Here is a 19,655-nt window from a genome sequence, read left to right on the forward strand (position 1 = left end):
GCTTTGCCCCTTTGCCAGTCTGTATTACCTTATGGTAACTATGAAAACATTCACATTTCGCATAGCGCAGGAAGACGATGTCTTCCTGCTTCATCAGCTTGGCACCGAGAGTTATCAGCACCACTTTGCTCACTTGTGGAATAACCCACATGAGATGCAGGACTTCATGCGCAAATCGTTTGATCCTGCCGCAATTCGTGAGCGGATGAGCACACCCGGTAACCAGTGGCTGGTTGCCGAAGCAGGCAAACCTGTTGGTTTTGCAGAACTGACCTGGCATGAACAATTAGCGCACCCTTCGCCTCAGGGTGCATTTCTGAACAAAATCTATTTGCTGCCGGGGCTTACCGGGCAAGGACTGGGGCAGGCTTTTTTTGACGAGATAATCACCCGGGCAATGGCGCATGGTGAAACGTCACTGTGGCTGGAGGTTCTGGCAGAAAACCATGGAGCCCGGCGCTTTTACATGCGCCAGGGGATGCATGTTATGAAGAAGCTGGTGTTTCAAAGTGCAACGCAAACCAGTGATATTTTACTGATGGCAATGTCACTTCCCCGGCCCGGCACTACACCGGGGAAGCCTCAGGTTAACGGAAGTTAACGTTGCGGTCGCTGGTCATACTGTAGAGGTCAAATTTACGGCCCAGCATCTGCCCGCCATCACGCGTGAGCGGCGACCAACTGACTTGTGCACGGCTGCGTGTCGGATAGGCGCTGAACAGATCCATCGGGACTGAGATATACACCCCTTTGGTGAAATCGCCTTCACCGTATTCTTGTGGCGACACATTAGTGATAGTGGCGTAAGTTCCCACCACAATCCCGCTGTCGAAGTGTTTTGCCACTTCGAATGTAGCCCCTTTGTCACCGGCCAGATACTGCCCTACACTCAGTTTCATCAACACATCCGGCGCAAATGATGGATTCCAGTATGCAGTCAGATGGCCGGTTTTCACGCTGTAATTAGTAAATTTCATCATGTCTGTCGGGCTGGTCCAGTCACGCTGTTTTACATAGTTAGCATTCACCCCTATCGCCCAGTCGCTGTCCAGGGGGCGCCACAGTACTTCTGTCCCGACACCGCCAAACATGGTTTCCAGGTAGCCACCGTACACCTGGCCATAAAAACCATTACCCAGATACTGGAAATAGTTGGCCTGCAGGTTATTGATGTAGTAATTATTTTCCACATATTCACGTACACGGGTACGTACACGCGGCAACACAGAGTCACTACTGGTGTAATTAAATTTGCTGTAGTTGTTAGCCAGGTTCACAAACAGGCTACCAGTGGTTAATAAATGGTCGGTCAGCCAGTAATCCGCTGTTCCCATTACCCCTAACTGGTACATGTAGAAGTTTTCCGGGCCACCGACAGACTGGTTCAGCACCGGGTCGAGCGAGTAATTAAAGCGGCTTTTCTCAATATACCAGCCTTGCTCAGTATTCTCTGGAATATCCGGATTTTCCCGTTTTTGCAGTAACGGCGTTTCCTGCCCCAGGGGTTCGCCTTCCAGGTGGCGCTTCAGGCTGGCGACATCAGTTTCGGTGGTGACCTGCGGTAAATTCACGCTATTTTCCGTAACCTTAATAGTACGAATATCCGCCGGAAGATCATTCATGATGATGCGATTCGCACGCACCACACCTTCGTCTCCGTCGCGGTATTTCTCCTGGTCACCCGAGACATACAGGGTATCACCTTTGATTTGGATTTTCGGGTCGATATACCCGGCATTGTATTTCAGTTGGGTTAACTGGTTAGCCACTACGGTATGTTGCAGCACGGCATCCTGCGGTTGCGGTTCATATGCCGGGCGACGGCTGTCTGTCCAGTAATGGCGCAAATCATTAAAGTTGGTATGCAGTGTAAAACCGAACATGAACGTGTTGCCGCGCTCATAACTCAGACTGGCATCAGCCCAGTTCGATAAACGGTAAACAGCGCCGACGTTAAATTTACTTTTTTGCTCGATTACCCCGGCGTATTCATCACTGTAGTTGTTGCCTTCATATTCCAGTTTCAGGCGCAGTGGCTGCCACGGGGTTTGGTATTCTACACCACCAAATAACGCGCTTGGGCCATGGAACATATTCCCCGCACTGAGCGAGCCTGCTGAGTGGTAGCTGGTGTCACGGTAGCAATAACTGCCACTGACACTGCAGAACGGATTTTTAATATTGCCGCTGGTGCCCAGGTAGCCCCAGCCAATGCCGAGCGAGAAATCGAACGGCCCCCAGGCTTTACTGGCAACCAGATATTCACTGTCAAACAACCCGGTACCGCCAATATCTCGCAGGCCAATAGCTACTTGCGGCAACCAATAGCCTTCTTCCCACAAACGCAATTTCATATCGAAGGATTTATCTTTGTAGGTTTGGTTGCCCGAAAACGCCTCTACGTTACTGTATTTACGGGTACGCACGTCGGTATAACGTAGCGTGGTTTCCAGCCAGGGGAATAACTGTATGGAGCCAGAATAAAAGCGGTACTGGTCGTTATCATGGTAATTAAAGCTGAAGGCGCCTTCGCGGGCCATCCGGGCAGTGGGGGTTTGCAGTAAGCCCACACCACCAAAGTCTGATTGTGTTGTGTTGTCTGGTGGGACATAAGTTTCAGCATGACAGGCCGCTGCTACGGCCATCGCCATCAGACTGTATAAATATTTTTTTTTCATCAATCTGGTATCCGATGGGTCAGGGAGGTCAGGATGCGTTTATTCAACTCGTCCCACGACGATGAGAACAAATGCGAACCAAAGCCGACAAAAATAAGGCTGCCCGGAGAGGGTTCAATATGGCGCTTATTCCAGTACGCCACCGGCACTTTCTCAGTGCTGCCATCCGGGTAAATCACCCAGGCATAGCTCCGTTCTGCGCCACTGAGCAGGCTTTGATCATCCAGGTAATCCGCTACAGATTTTCCTGATGTAAACGCTACTGTTTCGGGTTTGCTGACCAGGCCCAGTATGGTTACGGTATTGGGTTGTGCGGGTAGCCAGAGCTGGTACTGCCCTTCGAGTGGTACATTCTGCTGGCTGTGTAACCGTAACCAGTCCGGGTCGAGACGTACCAGTTGGCGCCCTGTTACTTTCACCAGAGCCAGCTGTGCCCGCAAAGCCTGAATAGCCGCCCCACTGTCACCACCTTCATCCCGGGCAAGTGCATCCAGGTCTGCCAGTAATTGCCGGTGTTCTTGTTGCATTTTGATGCTGGCGCCCTGATAGCTGATCACTGCTCCCCGCCACCAGTCACTGTGCACTTCTGGTGCCGTGACGGCATCGACCAGACGGGCGACATTATTCAGTTGTACTGGTGTGCTGTTGCCGGGCATATTCACAGTGACTGTGCCTGCAGCCCAGCTGGAAGCCGGGCCAGCGGCAAACCCCATCATGATGGAACATAGAATCAGTGCGGTTTTTGTCAAATTCATTATTGTGCCGCCTTTAACAAGATCTGGGTGACCGGGTAATAATCGCCACCTAAATACTGACGGGACTGGATAATTAATCCTGAGGAAGAGACCCAGTAGCGGTTCTGCCAATGTGTATCATCTGTGGTGACATCTTCATCAAGTACGCGTAACGTCAGAGTTTGACCGGCAATTTTCAGGGTATCGGTGCCATCCCAGTGGAATGTTGAACGGGCGATGGCATAGCGTACCTGCTGGTGTTCAGTCCAGCCCATGCGCCGTGTCCACTGTGCACCATCCTGCAGTGTTGCCACATTTGCCAGTGGGTCTACGCTCAGGTTATCCACTTCGAGGAGGTTATCCGTCAGGCCCAGTGTTTTCACCAGACGCCCGTGTTGTTCCACCATCACAGCGCCATCCTGAGTCGCCCATTTTTGCTGGCCTTGTTCATCCCAGGCCAGAACGACAAAGATACGAGGCCCGCCATTTAAAGAAACGTACTGGCTGGCATAAGGCATGTTTTGAATTTCATCGTCAGTGAGTTTGACGCCGTTATCGCCCCACAGACTGTCCCACAGCGATACCCCAAGCCCTTTTGTGGTTGCTGAACACGCCTGAAGAAGCAGGCAAATCATAATTATTAGCAGTCGTTTCACCACAGATCCCCGGGGTCAAAATAACCACACCGGAGTGTGGTTATGATTAAAACACTCGCTAATTAACGAGTGGCCGTACTGGTCGTCGTTGTTGTAGTGGTCCCGGTATTTGCACCGTTACCACCACCGGTTGCGGCTAATGCCATGCCCATTGCGGAACCCATTGTGCTGGCACCGGTTGCTGCTGAACTACCAACAGAAACTGAACTGGCGGCAGCGCCAGCAGCATGACCGAAACCAACCTGGCTCAAACCGGCTGCCGGGCCAGAAGCCTGGCCAAAACTAACCGGAGTCGCACTGGTTGCTGCACCGCCCTGGCTAAAACCAGGTGCTGCACTGGCAGAGCCAGCCGCAGCAAGGGCAAATATGGCAAATGCGCCATAGACGAGTTTCTTCATAACAATTTCCCTTCACTAAATGAATGGAGATTTACCTGAAAACTTTTCAGGCGCGATCGAGTATACACAACAACCCGGTGTGATTTGGCTCACAGCGAATATCCCAATGGGTTTTCAGAAAAGATGAAGATATAAAGAATTCCAGTGCAAGGATTAATTGTTAGATGATTTAAAATCAAATAGTTACATTTACATAATCAAATTAAATAATCCGTTTTGTCTGAAAAGAAAGGCTGAGGGTAATAATAACTCAAACGATTTTCAGAATAACCTTACTCACAGTTATTGGTTGAGTGTATTTTTTCACAGATTTATCTTATAAAAAATGCCGGTATAAAACCGGCATTTTTAAATATATAGCGAAACTTAATAAATTAAGCGCGCCAGGATTTATAACGGTTAATTAGGCCATTAGTGGAACTGTCGTGGCTTTCCACCGTACTCTGGTCACCCAGTTCCGGCAAAATGCGGTTAGCCAACTGTTTACCCAGTTCAACACCCCACTGGTCAAACGTGAAGATGTTGAGAATAGCGCCCTGAGTGAAGATTTTGTGTTCATACAGCGCAATCAAAGCGCCAAGGCTGAACGGAGTAATCTCACGCAACAGGATAGAGTTGGTTGGGCGGTTGCCCTGGAAGACTTTAAACGGTACCACATGTTGCAGTGTGGCCGGGTCTTTACCCTGGTCACGGAACTCTTGTTCCACTACATCACGAGATTTACCGAACGCCAGCGCTTCTGTTTGGGCAAAGAAGTTGGACAACAGTTTCTGGTGGTGGTCGCTCAGCGGGTTGTGAGTGATTGCCGGTGCAATAAAGTCACACGGAACCAGTTTAGTGCCCTGGTGAATCAGTTGGTAGAACGCATGCTGGCCGTTGGTGCCCGGCTCACCCCAGATAATTGGCCCGGTCTGGTAATCCACTGCGTTGCCGTTACGGTCAACATATTTGCCGTTGGATTCCATATTACCTTGCTGGAAATAGGCCGCGAAACGGTGCATATACTGGTCATATGGCAGAATAGCTTCGGTTTCAGCGCCGAAGAAATTGTTATACCAGATGCCAATCAGTGCGAGGATAACCGGCAGGTTCTGCTCAAGCGGGGTGCTGGCGAAATGTTTGTCCATTTCGTGTGCACCACTTTGTAACTGAATAAAGTTATCGAAGCCCACAGACAGAATAATGGACAGGCCAATCGCAGACCACAAAGAGTAACGGCCGCCGACCCAGTCCCAGAATTCGAACATATTGGCAGTATCAATACCAAATTCGCTTACCGCTTTGCCATTAGTCGACAGCGCAGCAAAGTGTTTGGCAACGTGTTTTTCATCACCAGCTGTTTTCAGGAACCAGTCACGGGCACTGTGCGCGTTAGTCATGGTTTCCTGAGTGGTGAAGGTTTTAGACGCCACCAGGAACAGGGTGGTTTCCGGGCTAACGTTTTTCAGCACTTCCGCAATATGGGTGCCATCTACGTTAGACACAAAATGCATATTCAGGTGGTTTTTGTACGGGCGCAGAGCTTCTGTCACCATGAATGGGCCAAGGTCAGAACCGCCGATACCAATGTTAACTACATCAGTAATCGGTTTACCGGTGTAACCTTTCCATTCGCCGCTAATGATGGCTTCAGAGAAGTGTTTCATTTTCTCAAGCACAGCATTCACTTCCGGCATCACATCTTTGCCATCCACCAGGATTGGCGTGTTGCTACGATTGCGCAACGCAACATGCAGAACGGCACGGTCTTCAGTACGGTTAATTTTCTCGCCGGAGAACATAGACTTAATAGCAGAAGCCAGGTCGGTTTCTTTTGCGAGATCCAATAGTTTATCAAGCGTTTCCTGCGTGATGCGGTTTTTGGAATAATCCACCAGCATCAAATCGTTAAAGGTAGCGGAAAAACGAGAAAAACGGTCGCTTTCTTTGGCAAAGAGTTCACTGATAGTGACTTCTTTCATGTCGGCGAAGTGTTTCTCAAGCGCCTGCCAGGCTGCGGTTTGCGTTGGATTGATATTTTTCATAGCAACACTCTTTTGATTTGAGAATTGTGACTGAACACGATTGTAGCGCTTGTATGCCGCATTTGTGATGATTTTCTGTGTCATGGCGCGATGTTACCCATAACATTTGATGTATTTCAGTTTCCTGGCGGTTTCAGTCAAGCGTTTTAGCCCCGTATTGCACATTCTGGAGCTAAAAAGTGGGGAGAAAGAATCAGAGAAACGCCAGCCTGCAAGGAAAAAAACAAAAAGCTGGCTCAAAAATGTTACCTGTATCTGACTGTCAGGTGCTGCTTTCACTTCTGTCACAACGTGAAATGATGTGCTGACTGAGCTGGCTGGCGACCACCAACAATGCCTGCCGGGTGTGTTCAATATCTTCTACCGGGTGGTGCACCGTGCGGGTATTCAGTGTCATATAGGGCACGGTTATCACAGCCAGCAAATCCCCCCGGGCACCAAATATCGGCGCACTAATGTTCGTAACCCCGGAAATTTGCGGGCTTTCCCCCTGGTAATAGCCTTGTTCAAGGGTGGTCGCTATCTGGCTGCGGGCATAGGCCACCTGTTCATCTGTGGCGTCGTCCAGCGCAATCATACGCTGGCGCTCCCTCTCTTCACTGTAACTCAACAGCACAATCCCTGAACCAGAAGCGCAGATATCCAGATGGGCACCGGTCCGCAGGCTGAAACCCATTTTATACGGGCTTTCCTGGCGCGCGATAACCACCAGTTGACCATTACTGTACTGGCTAAGGTGGCAAGACTGGTTTACCTGCAGGCACAGTTGCTCCATCAGGCTGCCAGCCCGTTTGAGCAGTATGGCAACCGGTGGGTGCTGGTTAGACAGGGTAAACATTTTGAGTGTCAGAACGTAACCTGACACATCTTCTTTATAATCAATGTAATGCTGTTCCTGCAGCACTGAGAGCATGCGGAAAATTTCATTGATGCTGCGGTTCAGCCGTTCTGCAATTTGCTTTTTGGTTAATGGCTCATCTTGCGCAGCCAGTAACTCAAGGATAGCCAGCCCTTTTTCAAGGGCGGGAGCACGGTACTCAGTCGTCATAATCGTGGGGCCACAGGCGAAAAATCGTTAACAGGAACAGACTTTAACCTGGTGGCACACAAGAACAAAGTGCCACCAGGCGCGCTTATTTAATCAACCCCATCAGTTGGGGCACTGTCATGGAAATGGCCGGGATGTAAGTCACCAGCATCAAGACGCCGACTATCACCACGAAGAAGGGCAGCAGGGTTTTCACCACCGCATCAATGGAAATTCCACTCACTTTGCACCCGGTAAACAGAATTGGCCCGACAGGTGGCGTAATAGTCCCGAGAGACAGGTTAAACACCAGCAGGATGCCAAATTGTACCGGATCCATCCCCAGGCTCGTGCAGATGGGCAGAAAGATAGGTGTAAAGATCAGTACCGCTGGGGTGGGATCCATAAAAGTACCCACGAACAACAATACGACGTTAATGATCAGCAAGATAATGACAGGGTTACTGGTCAGTGAGAGGAGCGAGTCAGCAATCATGCCGGGGATCTGGGTAAATGCCATCACCCAGGACATAATCGACGATGTTGCCAGCATAAAGATAACAATTGCCGACATTTTTGCTGTGCTCAGAAAAATAGCCGGTAAGGTTCTGACATCCAGAGAGCGGTAGCACAGGCTCAAGAACAGTGAATACACAACGGCAATTGCCGAGGCTTCTGTTGCCGTAAATACGCCACCCAGAATTCCGCCAATCACGACCACAATCATGGATAAACTGGGAATAGCGTCCACCGCCACTTTCAGGCATTCCCGCAATGACATGGTGTGGCGCAGTACGTAACCCCGGCGCTTTGCCATAAAGCCCGCCACCAGCATCACACCAAGCCCCCACAAAATACCGGGAACATAGCCTCCCATAAACAGCGCGGAAATCGACACGCTCCCGGCCACTGTTGCGTAGACAATCAGCGTGTTACTGGGTGGGATCAACATGCCCGTTGGTGCAGATGCAATATTCACCGCGGTACTGAACGCCGGGTCATAGCCTTCTTTGCGCTGAATCGGCGACATAATGCCACCAACCGCCGCGGCCGATGCCACACCTGAGCCGCTAATCGAGCCGAACAACATATTGGAGACAATATTGGTTTGCGCCAGTGAACCGGGCAAAAAGCCGCTGAAAATTTTGGAGAAATTAATCAGCCGAATAGCTATCCCGCCGTTATTCATAATGTTGCCTGCCAGAATAAAGAAGGGAATAGCCAGCAGTGCAAACGAATCAAGGCCAACAAAAATACGCTGGGCAGAGGTAATCATCGCGCCTTTCATGGGCAAAATGACCAGCATTGCCCCAAACGAAGAGATCCCCACACTAATACTGATGGGCGCGCCAATAACCAGGAAAAACACCGTGCCACAAAACATGATTAATGCTGCAATCAGGGCTATATCCATTGTTTATTCCTCCCCGCCTGGTACGCTGTTCAGCGTGTTCAGGCGCCGGAACAGGTGAATTTCGTTGTACAGGAAATAGAAAACAATCAGCCCGCCACTCAATGGAATGGCGCTGTAAATGTACCCCATGGGAATTTGCAGGGCGGAATCCAGTTGCCACATTTGCCGCAACACGGTGTACCAGCCGCCAATTATCATGACGGTGAAAGTAAAAACAGCGATAGCCAGTTCGGTAAACATGTCAGTAATAATTTTCACCCGTGGGGAAAACTTTTCTTTAATAAAGCTGATAGCCATATGTTCACGCAGCCCAAACACATAAGCGCTGCCAAACAAAATGAGCCAGATAAACAGGTAGCGCGATAATATTTCGCTGACAGCGCTGGGGCTGTTAAATAAATAGCGGGTAATTACCTGCCAGGTGATCAGCACTGTCATCATGCCGACAATGCCGATACAAACCCAGGCGACGAAGGTATCAAGGTATTTTTTGAACGTCTCGAGCACCGCCATGGCTTATGTTCCTTTGTCGATAACGGCAACCCGGCAAGCGCTGGCTTACCGGGCGAGGGAGTTTACTGAAGTGCGACAACTTTTTCGTAGAGCGCTTTTTGTTCCGGTGTTTTCACCAGTTCAGTTTGCAGGCCTTTGCAATTTTCCTGGAACGGCTGGATATTCACTTCATTGAATTTCGCGCCTTTTTCTTCCGCTACTTTTTTGGCCTGCTCAATCTGCTCAGCCCACAGGCGGAATTCTGTCAGCGTGCTTTCTTTTGCCAGCTTGCGTAACGTTTCCTGATCCTGTTTTGACATGCTTTCCAGGAAATCGGTGCTGACAACAACAAGGTCCGGCACCATCAGGTGGCGTGTGGCAGAGAAATAAGGCGCAACTTCATACTGCTTAAGGTCGGCATAGGTGATTTCATTGTTTTCTGCACCATCCAGTACGCCCTGTTGAATAGCGGTGTAGACTTCGCTCTGGCTCATAGGCACACCAGTGCCGCCCATGCAGGTCAGCATTTTCAGCATGGTGTCAGACTGCATGACACGAATTTTCTTCCCTTTCATATCGGCCGGGGTATTCACCGGACCAGCTTTGGTGTACATGCTGCGCGCCCCGGCGGTATAAGCGGTTAACACCGTAAAACCGAAACGGGAGGTGGAAGCAAATAACGGGTCCAGCACACCGGAGGTAAAGACTTTTTCCTGGTGAGCCGGGCCGCTGTAGATATACGGCAGGCCAATCACGGTAAAGGTTTTATCGTAATTCTCCGCCAGCGGGTTCGCGACCACCGCCATTTGCACCGCACCGTTTTGCACTAATTCCAGCGCGGCACGCTGGTCACCCAGTAATTCGTTAGGGAAGATATTCAACTGGTAACGCCCCCCGGTTTGCTGCGCCAGCTTATCGCCCAGCTCTTTCAGTGCCAGGTACTGAGGGTGCTTATCCGACTGGTTAAAAGCGGCTTTAATCTCTTTCGCGGCATGCGCCAGAGAAGAGACGCTTAACAGGCCACTTAATACCGAACACAGCGCCAGGCGTTTAAAGGTCGTTTTCGTCAACATAATCGGGTCTCCATCAGAGGTTTTAATCAGTCATTCACTGTTATTTTGTTATCTGCGTTCTCAGCGCAGGTCAGTCATGGCAACAAAATCCATGTCATCGAAGGTTTGGTTTTCACCCGCCATTCCCCACACAAAGCTGTACTGACGAGTGCCGCAACCAGAATGAATCGACCAACTGGGTGACAGCACCAGTTGTTTGTTACGCACCACCAGGTGGCGGGTTTCCCGGGGGTCGCCCATAAAGTGGAACACCACCTGGTCGGGTGCCATGTTGAAATAGAGGTAAGCTTCCATACGGCGGGCGTGGGTATGGGCGGGCATGGTGTTCCACACATTGCCCGGGCGCAGATGAGTAATGCCCATGCAGAGCTGGCAGGTGGTGAGCACGTCCGGGTGCAGGTATTGGGTCAGCAGGCGCAGGTTAGCATTTTGCTGGCTGCCCAGTTCCACCTGGCGCGCCTCTTCACGTTTGATAATGCGGGAAGGCCAGCTGTGGTGAGCGGGGGCACTCAGGCAGTAAACCGCGGTTTCTGTTGGTGGGTCTTCGCTGAGTGAACGAAAGCTCACTGCCTGTGTGCCCATTCCCAGATAGAGCCCGTCAAGGTAATCCAGTTGGTAGCTGTCACCTTCGTTACATGTTACCTCAACCGGCCCCCCCAGATTCACCAGGCCCATTTCCCGGCGGGCAAGAAAAAAAGGCGTACCAAACGCTTTGGTATCAATCACTTCATCCAGTGCCAGTGGTGTTGCTTGTGGGCAGACACCAAGTGCCACCACCCGGTCTATATGGCTGTACACCACATTAATATCACCGGGGGTGAACAGGGATTCAGTAAGAAACATGTCACGCAACCGCTCGCTGTCGTAAGTGCGGACATCATCAGGATGGGTATTCCAGGCTGTTTTCATCGGGGTCTCCTTGGTTGGATTTCAGTGTAAAAACTATTCATAGGTGATCAACAAGATTTATATATGAATAATCAAACCTGTGAATACCGGCCCTCTTTTTAATAGCCAGAAAAAACACACAGAGCTGTTGATAAAACAAACAGGAATAACGACCGGTCTGGAGAGGAAAACAACCCGGTTAAAAATACGGAGGGAGCACTTCTGAACGGCGGGTTACTCGGCGGAATGAAAAATCCACAATCAAAGAGCGTTGACAATGTTCGCTGAACGAATTATTTCTATTAGCGCTACTTATGCGAAGTGATTCGTGTAAGCCAGAAGAGGCGCGCCGCCCAGGTATTATGTCTGAGTAACCAGTACGAAGACGGCATAAGAGGGGGAGCGGCGCCGAGGTAACACGTATCTGGTTGTATGTGTTATCGGCTGCAGGGGCTGAATCCCCTGGGTTGTCACCAGAAACGTCCGGCAGTCGTTCGTTTCGCAAGGTGGGGCGCTTCTGGGTGTATCGTAGTGCTTGTTTTAACCTGTCTACGTCTCCCGTTTATCGCTCTTCCCTTGTGCCAAGGCTGATGAAATACCCGCGGCTTCCTGTTTAGTCCACATGGAATGCCGGGTATAAAGATATTGCCACCTCAAGTGGCCCTGACACGAGGTTATAATGACTCACGCACTTTCCCAGACAGTGGTTGCCAAATTCGGTGGTACCAGTGTCGCTGATTTCGATGCCATGAATCACAGCGCTGATGTCGTGCTGGCAAACAAACAGGTACGCCTGGTTGTTTTGTCTGCATCTGCTGGCGTCACCAACTTACTGGTTGCCCTGTCTGAAGGACTGGAAGCAACAGAACGTTTTGTTAAGCTGGATGCCATTCGTAAGATTCAATACGATATTCTTGAGCGCCTCGCCAACCCGCTGGTCATTCGCGAAGAGATAGATCGCCTGCTTGAAAATATTACCACGCTTGCCGAAGCCGCCTCACTGGCGACATCCAACGCACTCACTGATGAACTGGTCAGCCATGGTGAGTTGATGTCCACGCTGTTATTTGTGGAAGTATTGCGTGAGCGTGGTGAAGAAGTGCAATGGTTTGATGTGCGTAAAGTCATGCGTACCAGTGACCGGTTTGGTAAAGCCGAGCCCGATATTGCGGTACTGGCGGAACTGGCGCAAACCCACTTGCAGCCTCGTCTGGTTGAATCACTGGTCATCACTCAAGGGTTTATTGGCAGCGAACCAAAAGGCCGCACTACGACGCTTGGCCGTGGCGGCAGTGACTACACAGCCGCACTGCTTGGTGAAGCGCTGCATTTAAGCCAGGTGGATATCTGGACTGATGTTCCCGGTATTTATACTACCGACCCGCGTGTCGTACCTGCGGCGAAACGCATAGATAAAATTGCGTTTGAAGAAGCCGCTGAAATGGCAACTTTTGGTGCCAAAGTACTGCACCCGGCCACCTTACTGCCTGCGGTACGCAGCGAAATCCCGGTGTTTGTTGGTTGCAGTAAAGACCCGGCGGCTGGCGGAACCATGGTCTGCGGCACCACCGAAAACCCGCCATTATTCCGGGCGCTGGCGCTGCGCCGCCGCCAGACATTACTCACCTTACACAGCCTGAGCATGTTGCATTCCCGTGGTTTTCTGGCTGAGGTATTTACCATTCTGGCGCGCCATAATATTTCAGTTGATTTAATCACTACCTCTGAAGTCAGTGTGGCTATCACGCTGGATACCACCGGCTCAACCTCAACGGGGGATTCTCTGTTAACCACCGGGCTGCTGACCGAGTTGTCGTCATTATGCCGGGTCGAAGTTGAAGAGAACCTGGCATTGGTGGCATTGATTGGCAATGAGTTGTCTAAAGCCTGCGGTGTTGGCAAAGAGGTATTTGGTGTCCTGGAACCTTTCAACATTCGCATGATTTGCTATGGTGCATCCAGCCACAACTTGTGCTTTTTGGTGCCTGGCGGTGAAGCCGAAGATGTGGTGCGCAAGCTGCACCGTAATCTTTTCGAATAAACATCAGGCTCAACCCGCTATTTTTCCCAGGGCGCATCAGCGCCCTGTTTGTTAGTGAATAGCGGCAAAAAATATAAGAAACACCCAATAAAAACACTATAAACACCACAACCTGCAAGGAAAAACCATGTTAACTGTTCTCACGCGGCTGTTCCCACTTTGGGCCGTACTGCTTTCTGTTATGGCGTATTACACGCCTGCCACGTTCACACCCATTGGCCCCTGGATTACCACGTTGTTGATGCTGATTATGCTTGGCATGGGCGTGCACCTGAAGATGGATGATTTCAAGCGTGTGCTGTCACGCCCGGCACCAGTTGCTGCCGGGATTTTCCTGCATTACCTGGTTATGCCGTTAGCCGCCTGGGCACTGGCCAAACTGTTCCAGATGCCACCCGACCTGGCTGCCGGGATGATTCTGGTTGGCAGTGTTGCCAGTGGCACGGCTTCGAATGTGATGATCTTTCTGGCAAAAGGCGATGTGGCGTTGTCTGTCACTATTTCGTCTGTTTCCACTCTGGTGGGCGTATTTGCCACACCGCTGCTGACCCGGCTGTATGTTGCTGCCGATATTCAGGTGGATATCGCAGGCATGCTGCTGAGTATCCTGAAAATCGTCATCATCCCAATTGCGCTGGGACTGGTCATTCACCATACTCTGCCACGGCTGGTCAAAGCCATTGAGCCCTGGCTACCCGCGTTCTCGATGGTGTGTATTCTCGCCATTATTACTGCGGTGGTGGCAGGTAGCGCGGCAAACATTGCCTCGGTTGGCCTGGTGGTGATTGTGGCCGTTATTCTGCATAACGCGATTGGGTTGCTGGGTGGTTACTGGGGCGGGCGGCTGTTTGGTTTCGATGAATCCACCTGCCGTACTCTGGCGCTGGAAGTCGGTATGCAGAACTCTGGCCTGGCTGCGGCTCTGGGGAAAATTTACTTTACGCCGCTGGCCGCATTGCCTGGCGCTCTGTTTTCCGTGTGGCATAACCTGTCCGGGTCGTTGCTGGCGGGTTACTGGTCCGGGAAGCCGGTAAAACAGAAAACAGAAGCCCAAAAATAACCCCGATTTCCGGGGCTGTTGTTGGGTTACTCGCCAGGCACAATATGTGCCTGGCGGGCAATTAACTCTCTTCGCGTTCGTCGTCGTCAGGTTGTTCCAGCACAGTGTAAGCCACTGCGCAGAACAAGGAATTCAAACGCCGCATATCCCCCAGCAAACCAAGGTGCAGTGAACTGGTTTCAATGCTTTGCACGTTTTGCTCATGCAGGCGGTTAACATGGGCGTGAGAATAACGGCGAATCATGATCCGCAGGCGGTGCTTGTGCCTGCGCAAGCGTCGGGCGCTGGATACGTCCCCTGAGTAAAACACCGACACGCCAAGCTTGAGGTTCTCTTCCAGTTGGTTTATCAAATTATCCAGTTCTTCCATACCTTGTGGTGAGAACGCCCGCCGGGCAGACAACGACTTATCCGCCACCTCAATCCCCATCCGTTCAATAATTTCAGCAGACTGCTGCAGGTTCATGGATGTTTCAATGATATGCGCCCAACGCCGGGATTCCTCCTCAGCCAGTTCATCTCGTGGAATACGAGCCAGATACAGCTTAATAGCGTTATGCAGTACATCAACTTCTTCCGCCAGATTACGCAATATCTTTTCCAGCCGCGGCTCGCCTTTCAGTTCTCTTTGCCACAATGAGAGCATTTGCTCCACACGGTCACCCATGCGCAGGGTCTCCCGCGACGCATTCGCCAGCGCCAGCGCAGGGGTGCTCAGGGCGGAGCTGTCCAGGTGCTTCGGCCGCACACTGTTATCCAGCTCCGGTGGTGATTTAACCAGCGTGCTGCACAACCGCGCCATCCGGTCCACAAAAGGCAGCATGGCCAGGCAACGAATCAGGTTGTAAAACACATGGAAATAAATGATAAGTTCTGAGTCAGACACTGGCAGGTGCTGCATTCCCCGGGCAAGGACATGCACAAAGGGCAGTACCAGCAGGCTGCCAATCAGTTTGAATAACAGGCTCCCCAGCGCAACCCGCCGTGCAGCGGGTGTGGCGGCACTGTTGTTAATCACCGCCAGAATGCCGGAACCCAGATTTGAACCAATCACCAGACACAGCCCAACCGGGAAAGCGATAACGCCGGTTGCGGTTAATGTGGCAGTCAGCAATACTGCCGCCAGGCTGGAATAACTGATAATCGCAAACACCGCGCCAATTAACGCATCCAGCAAGATATCGCCGGTCAGCGAAGCGAAAATCACTTTAACGCCATAAGCCTGAGTGATGGGTGTGGCCGCCTGCACAATCAACTCCAGTGCCAACAGAATCAGCCCGAGGCCAATCCCTACCCGCCCCAGTTGCCCGGCCCGTGTTTGTTTGCGACCAAGGAAAAAGATTACGCCAATAAATATCAGCAGCGGCGACAGCCAGGAAAGGTCAAATGTCAGAATTCGCGCCATCAGCGCAGTCCCGACATCGGCTCCCAGCACAATCACCAGGGCAGGTGCCAGAGCCACCAGGTTCTGTGAAACGAACGATGTCACCAGTAACGTAGTCGCGTTGCTACTTTGCACCAGGGCTGTAACACCAATACCCGCGCAAAACGCCATGGGTTTACGTGAAATACTGCCACTGAGCACACTGCGTAAACGCGCGCCAAACACGCGCATCACGCCGGTGCGTACAATATGTGTTCCCCATACCAGCATGGCAATCGCCGAAAGCAAATGAAGTAATGTCAGCAAAGGCACTCCTTTTTTATTGTCAGCCGGGGTTTATACCCACCGGTCTTGTACCATTTCATAGCAACCTGATTAATCAGTATATGTGCTGGCTTGTAAAGAAAAGACAAGGGGCAAAAGCATGGGCAGATGTGCCTGGCTTTGCCCTCCCCCGCAGGCCTGCTAACCAGGCCTGGTGACTCGTGCGCTCTGTGCCGCGAGTTTACTGGTAATGCATTCGCGCACCGTAGCGCGCAGCCAGCGGCTGGCCGGGTCTTCGTGGCGGGCGTTATGCCACAGCAACGACAACGTATAATCCGGCATGTTTACTGGTACCGGAGCCGCCTGCAGGCCATATAACTCACACCATGAATGAACCAGCCCTTGTGGTACTGTGGCGAACAGCGGCAAACGGCGCAGCAACAACGGTAGTGCAGAAAAATTCGGCGTGACATAACGTACACGGCGCGCCCGGCCCCGTTGTTGTAGCTCGTTATCCAGCGCACTTTCACTGGCTCCACGGTACGACACCAGCACATGTTCATAACGCAAAAAGGTATCCAGCGTTAACGGCCCATTGCAGGGAATTTGCCGGTAATCCCACAGGGAAGAAAAACCAGCGCAGGCGATGTTTTCACGGGTGAGATCCCTGCTGGTCTCATTACCCACCGTTACCGCAAGATCTGCCTGTTGCTGCTCCATTAATGGCACCGCCTGCCAGGGATCAGTTACCACTACTTTAATAGTAATGTGGGGGGCGCAGGCCGATAACTCCGCCACAAGCTCTGGCATTAACCAGTGTTCTACCCAGTCGCTCATGCCAATGGTAAAGCTGCGCGAGTCACTCGCCGGGTCAAAATGTTCTGGTGTGAAAATAGCGCGGTGCAAACCCTGCATCAGCGGGGCAAATTGTTGTACCAGTTTTTCAGCTCTGGGTGTAGGTGCCATTCCTTGTGAGGTGCGCACAAATAGCGGGTCATTAAACATCTCTCGCAGCCTTTTTAGTGCCGCACTCACCGCAGGCTGGCCTAAATACAGCCGGTTTGCGGCCTGAGTAACGCTACGCACCTGGTACATCACTAACAAAACAACCAATAAATTCAGATCAATACGCGAAAAATCACTCTCATTGATGCTTTCCATAAATTTAATCAATTTAATTAATTACATTCAAAAAAGTATAGTCAGCTGCTCTGGTTTTCACCATAAAGTAAGGAGTCTGTAATGACTATCCAAATTGGTAACTGTCTGATTCAAAAAGTCACAGAGCAAACGGCAGCGTTTCCTTTCGCTACGTTGTTTGCGGCACACAGTGGCGAGATGGGCAACCAGTTAGCACAACAGCCTGCGGATATTTCCATTCACAGCTGGCTGGTGCGTAGCGGTAGCCATACCGTGGTTATTGATACTGCCACGGGGAACGGGCGCGACCGGAATAACCACCCACTGTTTCACCAGTTGCAAACACCTTACCAGGACAATCTGGCCCAAACCGGCATAAAACCGGAAGAAGTAACGCTGGTAATGATGACCCATATTCATACCGACCATGTTGGCTGGAATACCTGCCTGCAAGACGGGAAATGGCAGCCTGGGTTCCCCAATGCACGTTATGTTTGCTCTGCCACGGAACTGGCACATGTGCAGAACAACCCGGCAACTCAGGCGTTGTACCACGACAGCATTCTGCCCCTGCTCAAGAACGGCCTGCTGGACGCCGTGGATGTACGCGAAGATACGCTGTTTGCCGGGGTGCTGCGTTATACCTCAACACCAGGCCACAGTGTGGATCATGCATCCATTGTGCTGGAAAGTGCCGGTGAACACGCGATATTTGCCGGTGATGTCATGCACCACCCCATTCAGTTTCAGCACCCCCACTGGAACTCCCGGTTTTGTGAAGATCTCCCGCAAGCCATTGCCTCACGCCAGCGCGTTATAGACTGGTGTGCAAAACATCAGGCAATCTGGTTCAGTTCACACTTTGCCGGCAGCTCGTGTGGGCGCGTAACACCTGACCGGCAATGGCTACCTTTGGAGGTGTAATTCATGCAGTACACTGACTACCTGGCTGCCTCACTCAGCGAGTTACAACAAGCTCTGGCAGAAAAAACAGTGACGGCTGTTGAGCTGGCAAAATTTGCTCTCAGACGTATCACTGAAGTGGACGCATCACGTTATAACGCTATCACCTGGCTATTCGCTGATGAAGCCCTCGCAGCAGCGCAGGAAAGCGATATACGACGACAGCACGGTGACGACACAGGCCGACTGGCCGGTATTCCGGTGCTCATTAAAGATAATATTGAAGTAAAAGGCTGGCCCACCAGCGCAGGCTCCGTTGTACTGCGTGAGGTCATCGCTACACAGGACGCGCCACTGGTACAAACATTGCGTAATGAAGGCGCGATTTTAATAGGTAAAACCGCCATGCATGAATTGGCCGCCGGAATAACGGGTGCCTCTTCACTGAGTGGGTTCACCCATAACGCCTGGGTTGAGGAATTATCGCCTGGTGGCTCCAGTAGCGGTTCTGCCGTTGCCGTTGCCGCAGGTTATGTCCCGCTGGCAATAGGTACGGACACTGCGGGTTCGGTGCGTATCCCTGCGGCATTTAATGGCCTGCCGGGGCTGCGTATGACGCGCGGTGCCCTGAACACACAGGGTATCGTGCCCCTGTCGCCGACTCAGGATATCCCTGGTCCGCTGGCCCGTTCAGCGCATGATTTACGCCTGGCCGCCGAGATCCTGAGTGGTAAGGTGTTTGCACAACCCCATGAATCGTTGCGGATTGGCTTCTGGCAGGAAGGTTTTGCGCCACAGGAAACAGAAATAAACCAGTGTGTGCGTGAATCTCTGGCCCCGTTTATGCCGCAGGATGTGAGCTGGCCACAGCTGGCAAACCTGGCCGCAGAGGCAAATATTATTGCCTGGGAATTTGCCGACGCACTGGCAGTCTGGCTGGCAGATAAACCCCAGGTGAAGTACCACACGCTCCCTGAAATAGCGGCCTCTGGCCTGTATCACCCACAACTGGAAACGGTACTGAAAACCCGTGCACAGCACCCAGGCACAGACAGCGATTCTTACCCGCAAGTGCAACAGCGCCAGGAAGCGCTTTACCAACAACTGGAGCAGTTTTTTACCCACCAACAGATTAACTTGCTGGCGTTTCCTGTAGTGCGGCACCCGCCTGTCAGGCTGGGTGAACTCCAGGAAGGCAGCAACGCGCTGATCTCTGCTGTGACTGGTGCACCAGCAATCAGTCTTCCGGCTGGCCTGAGCGCGAATGGCTACCCAATAGGTGTAGAGCTACTGGCGCTAAAAGGGCGTGAAGATTTGTTGTTACAGGCAGCAGAAGAGATTGAGGGAGCCAGAGGCCGCATCTGAAAAACTGCCGAAGCGTTGGTGTAATGGTTCATTAATATTGAGCACCGGGGAAGGATGCAAAAAATAAAGCGGGCAGTATGCTACATACCACTCGCTTTAATTCGAAATAGCCGG

The 19,655-nt window shown here is 51.5% G+C and carries 17 protein-coding genes and 1 riboswitch; of the genes, 5 read left to right on the forward strand and 12 right to left on the reverse strand.

Annotation, left to right across the window (positions count from 1 at the left end):
* The first annotated feature begins 40 nt into the window (after positions 1–40).
* The gene (locus A9B99_RS09000) at positions 41–601 is read left to right on the forward strand and encodes a GNAT family N-acetyltransferase (protein ID WP_064596782.1); all 561 of its coding nucleotides are present in this window, start codon (positions 41–43) and stop codon (positions 599–601) included.
* Here the strand turns inward: A9B99_RS09000 and A9B99_RS09005 are convergent.
* From A9B99_RS09005 to kduI, 10 genes are all read right to left on the reverse strand, one after another.
* A complete protein-coding gene (locus A9B99_RS09005) occupies positions 588–2,678 on the reverse strand; it encodes a YjbH domain-containing protein (RefSeq protein ID WP_064596784.1) in 2,091 nt (696 codons plus the stop codon). The two genes, A9B99_RS09000 and A9B99_RS09005, sit on opposite strands and share 14 nt — an antisense overlap.
* Complete coding sequence (locus tag A9B99_RS09010; RefSeq protein ID WP_082917851.1) at positions 2,678–3,433, reverse strand: capsule biosynthesis GfcC family protein; 756 nt, start codon at positions 3,431–3,433, stop codon at positions 2,678–2,680. The genes A9B99_RS09005 and A9B99_RS09010 overlap by 1 nt, the downstream gene beginning before the upstream one ends.
* Complete coding sequence (locus A9B99_RS09015) at positions 3,433–4,068, reverse strand: YjbF family lipoprotein (RefSeq protein ID WP_064596786.1); 636 nt, start codon at positions 4,066–4,068, stop codon at positions 3,433–3,435. The genes A9B99_RS09010 and A9B99_RS09015 overlap by 1 nt, the downstream gene beginning before the upstream one ends.
* 62 nt (positions 4,069–4,130) lie before the next feature.
* Positions 4,131–4,466 carry an exopolysaccharide production protein YjbE gene (gene yjbE / locus A9B99_RS24495; protein ID WP_082917852.1) on the reverse strand — a complete coding sequence of 112 codons (336 nt, stop codon included), beginning with the start codon at positions 4,464–4,466 and terminating at the stop codon, positions 4,131–4,133.
* 374 nt (positions 4,467–4,840) lie between these two features.
* Positions 4,841–6,490: a glucose-6-phosphate isomerase gene (gene pgi, locus A9B99_RS09025; protein ID WP_064596828.1), complete on the reverse strand. Its 1,650-nt coding sequence runs from the start codon at positions 6,488–6,490 to the stop codon at positions 4,841–4,843.
* Positions 6,491–6,752: 262 nt separating this feature from the next.
* Positions 6,753–7,538, reverse strand: a complete 786-nt coding sequence (locus tag A9B99_RS09030) for an IclR family transcriptional regulator (protein WP_064596787.1) — start codon at positions 7,536–7,538, stop codon at positions 6,753–6,755.
* An 85-nt stretch (positions 7,539–7,623) separates the two neighbouring features.
* Positions 7,624–8,931, reverse strand: coding sequence for a TRAP transporter large permease (locus A9B99_RS09035; protein WP_064596789.1), 1,308 nt, complete (start codon positions 8,929–8,931; stop codon positions 7,624–7,626).
* Between the two features lie 3 nt (positions 8,932–8,934).
* Positions 8,935–9,444: a TRAP transporter small permease gene (locus A9B99_RS09040; protein ID WP_064596791.1), complete on the reverse strand. Its 510-nt coding sequence runs from the start codon at positions 9,442–9,444 to the stop codon at positions 8,935–8,937.
* Between the two features lie 62 nt (positions 9,445–9,506).
* A complete protein-coding gene (locus tag A9B99_RS09045) occupies positions 9,507–10,496 on the reverse strand; it encodes a TRAP transporter substrate-binding protein (RefSeq protein WP_064596793.1) in 990 nt (329 codons plus the stop codon).
* Positions 10,497–10,556: 60 nt separating this feature from the next.
* Positions 10,557–11,405 carry a 5-dehydro-4-deoxy-D-glucuronate isomerase gene (gene kduI, locus A9B99_RS09050; protein ID WP_064596794.1) on the reverse strand — a complete coding sequence of 283 codons (849 nt, stop codon included), beginning with the start codon at positions 11,403–11,405 and terminating at the stop codon, positions 10,557–10,559.
* Between the two features lie 310 nt (positions 11,406–11,715).
* Positions 11,716–11,909: riboswitch (Lysine riboswitch) on the forward strand.
* A gap of 154 nt (positions 11,910–12,063) precedes the next feature.
* Here kduI and lysC point away from each other — a divergent pair.
* Positions 12,064–13,425: a lysine-sensitive aspartokinase 3 gene (gene lysC / locus A9B99_RS09055; protein ID WP_064596797.1), complete on the forward strand. Its 1,362-nt coding sequence runs from the start codon at positions 12,064–12,066 to the stop codon at positions 13,423–13,425.
* Between the two features lie 127 nt (positions 13,426–13,552).
* Positions 13,553–14,485, forward strand: coding sequence for a ketopantoate/pantoate/pantothenate transporter PanS (gene panS / locus A9B99_RS09060; protein WP_064596799.1), 933 nt, complete (start codon positions 13,553–13,555; stop codon positions 14,483–14,485).
* A gap of 61 nt (positions 14,486–14,546) precedes the next feature.
* On the opposite strand, the gene A9B99_RS09065 is transcribed toward panS, so the two are convergent.
* Positions 14,547–16,175 (reverse strand): Na/Pi cotransporter family protein, encoded by a 1,629-nt coding sequence (locus A9B99_RS09065; protein ID WP_064596802.1) that lies wholly within the window; start codon positions 16,173–16,175, stop codon positions 14,547–14,549.
* 159 nt (positions 16,176–16,334) lie between these two features.
* Entirely contained in the window at positions 16,335–17,294 is a 960-nt protein-coding gene (locus A9B99_RS09070; protein ID WP_064596804.1) for a LysR family transcriptional regulator, read from the reverse strand.
* 81 nt (positions 17,295–17,375) lie between these two features.
* Here A9B99_RS09070 and A9B99_RS09075 point away from each other — a divergent pair, with 81 nt between their 5' ends.
* Both A9B99_RS09075 and A9B99_RS09080 read left to right on the forward strand, forming a co-directional pair.
* The gene (locus A9B99_RS09075; protein WP_064596805.1) at positions 17,376–18,197 is read left to right on the forward strand and encodes an MBL fold metallo-hydrolase; all 822 of its coding nucleotides are present in this window, start codon (positions 17,376–17,378) and stop codon (positions 18,195–18,197) included.
* A gap of 3 nt (positions 18,198–18,200) precedes the next feature.
* The gene (locus A9B99_RS09080) at positions 18,201–19,541 is read left to right on the forward strand and encodes an amidase (RefSeq protein ID WP_064596807.1); all 1,341 of its coding nucleotides are present in this window, start codon (positions 18,201–18,203) and stop codon (positions 19,539–19,541) included.
* Positions 19,542–19,655 lie beyond the last annotated feature (114 nt).

Origin of the sequence: Mangrovibacter phragmitis (genome assembly GCF_001655675.1) — a bacterium.
Lineage (GTDB): Bacteria > Pseudomonadota > Gammaproteobacteria > Enterobacterales > Enterobacteriaceae > Mangrovibacter > Mangrovibacter phragmitis.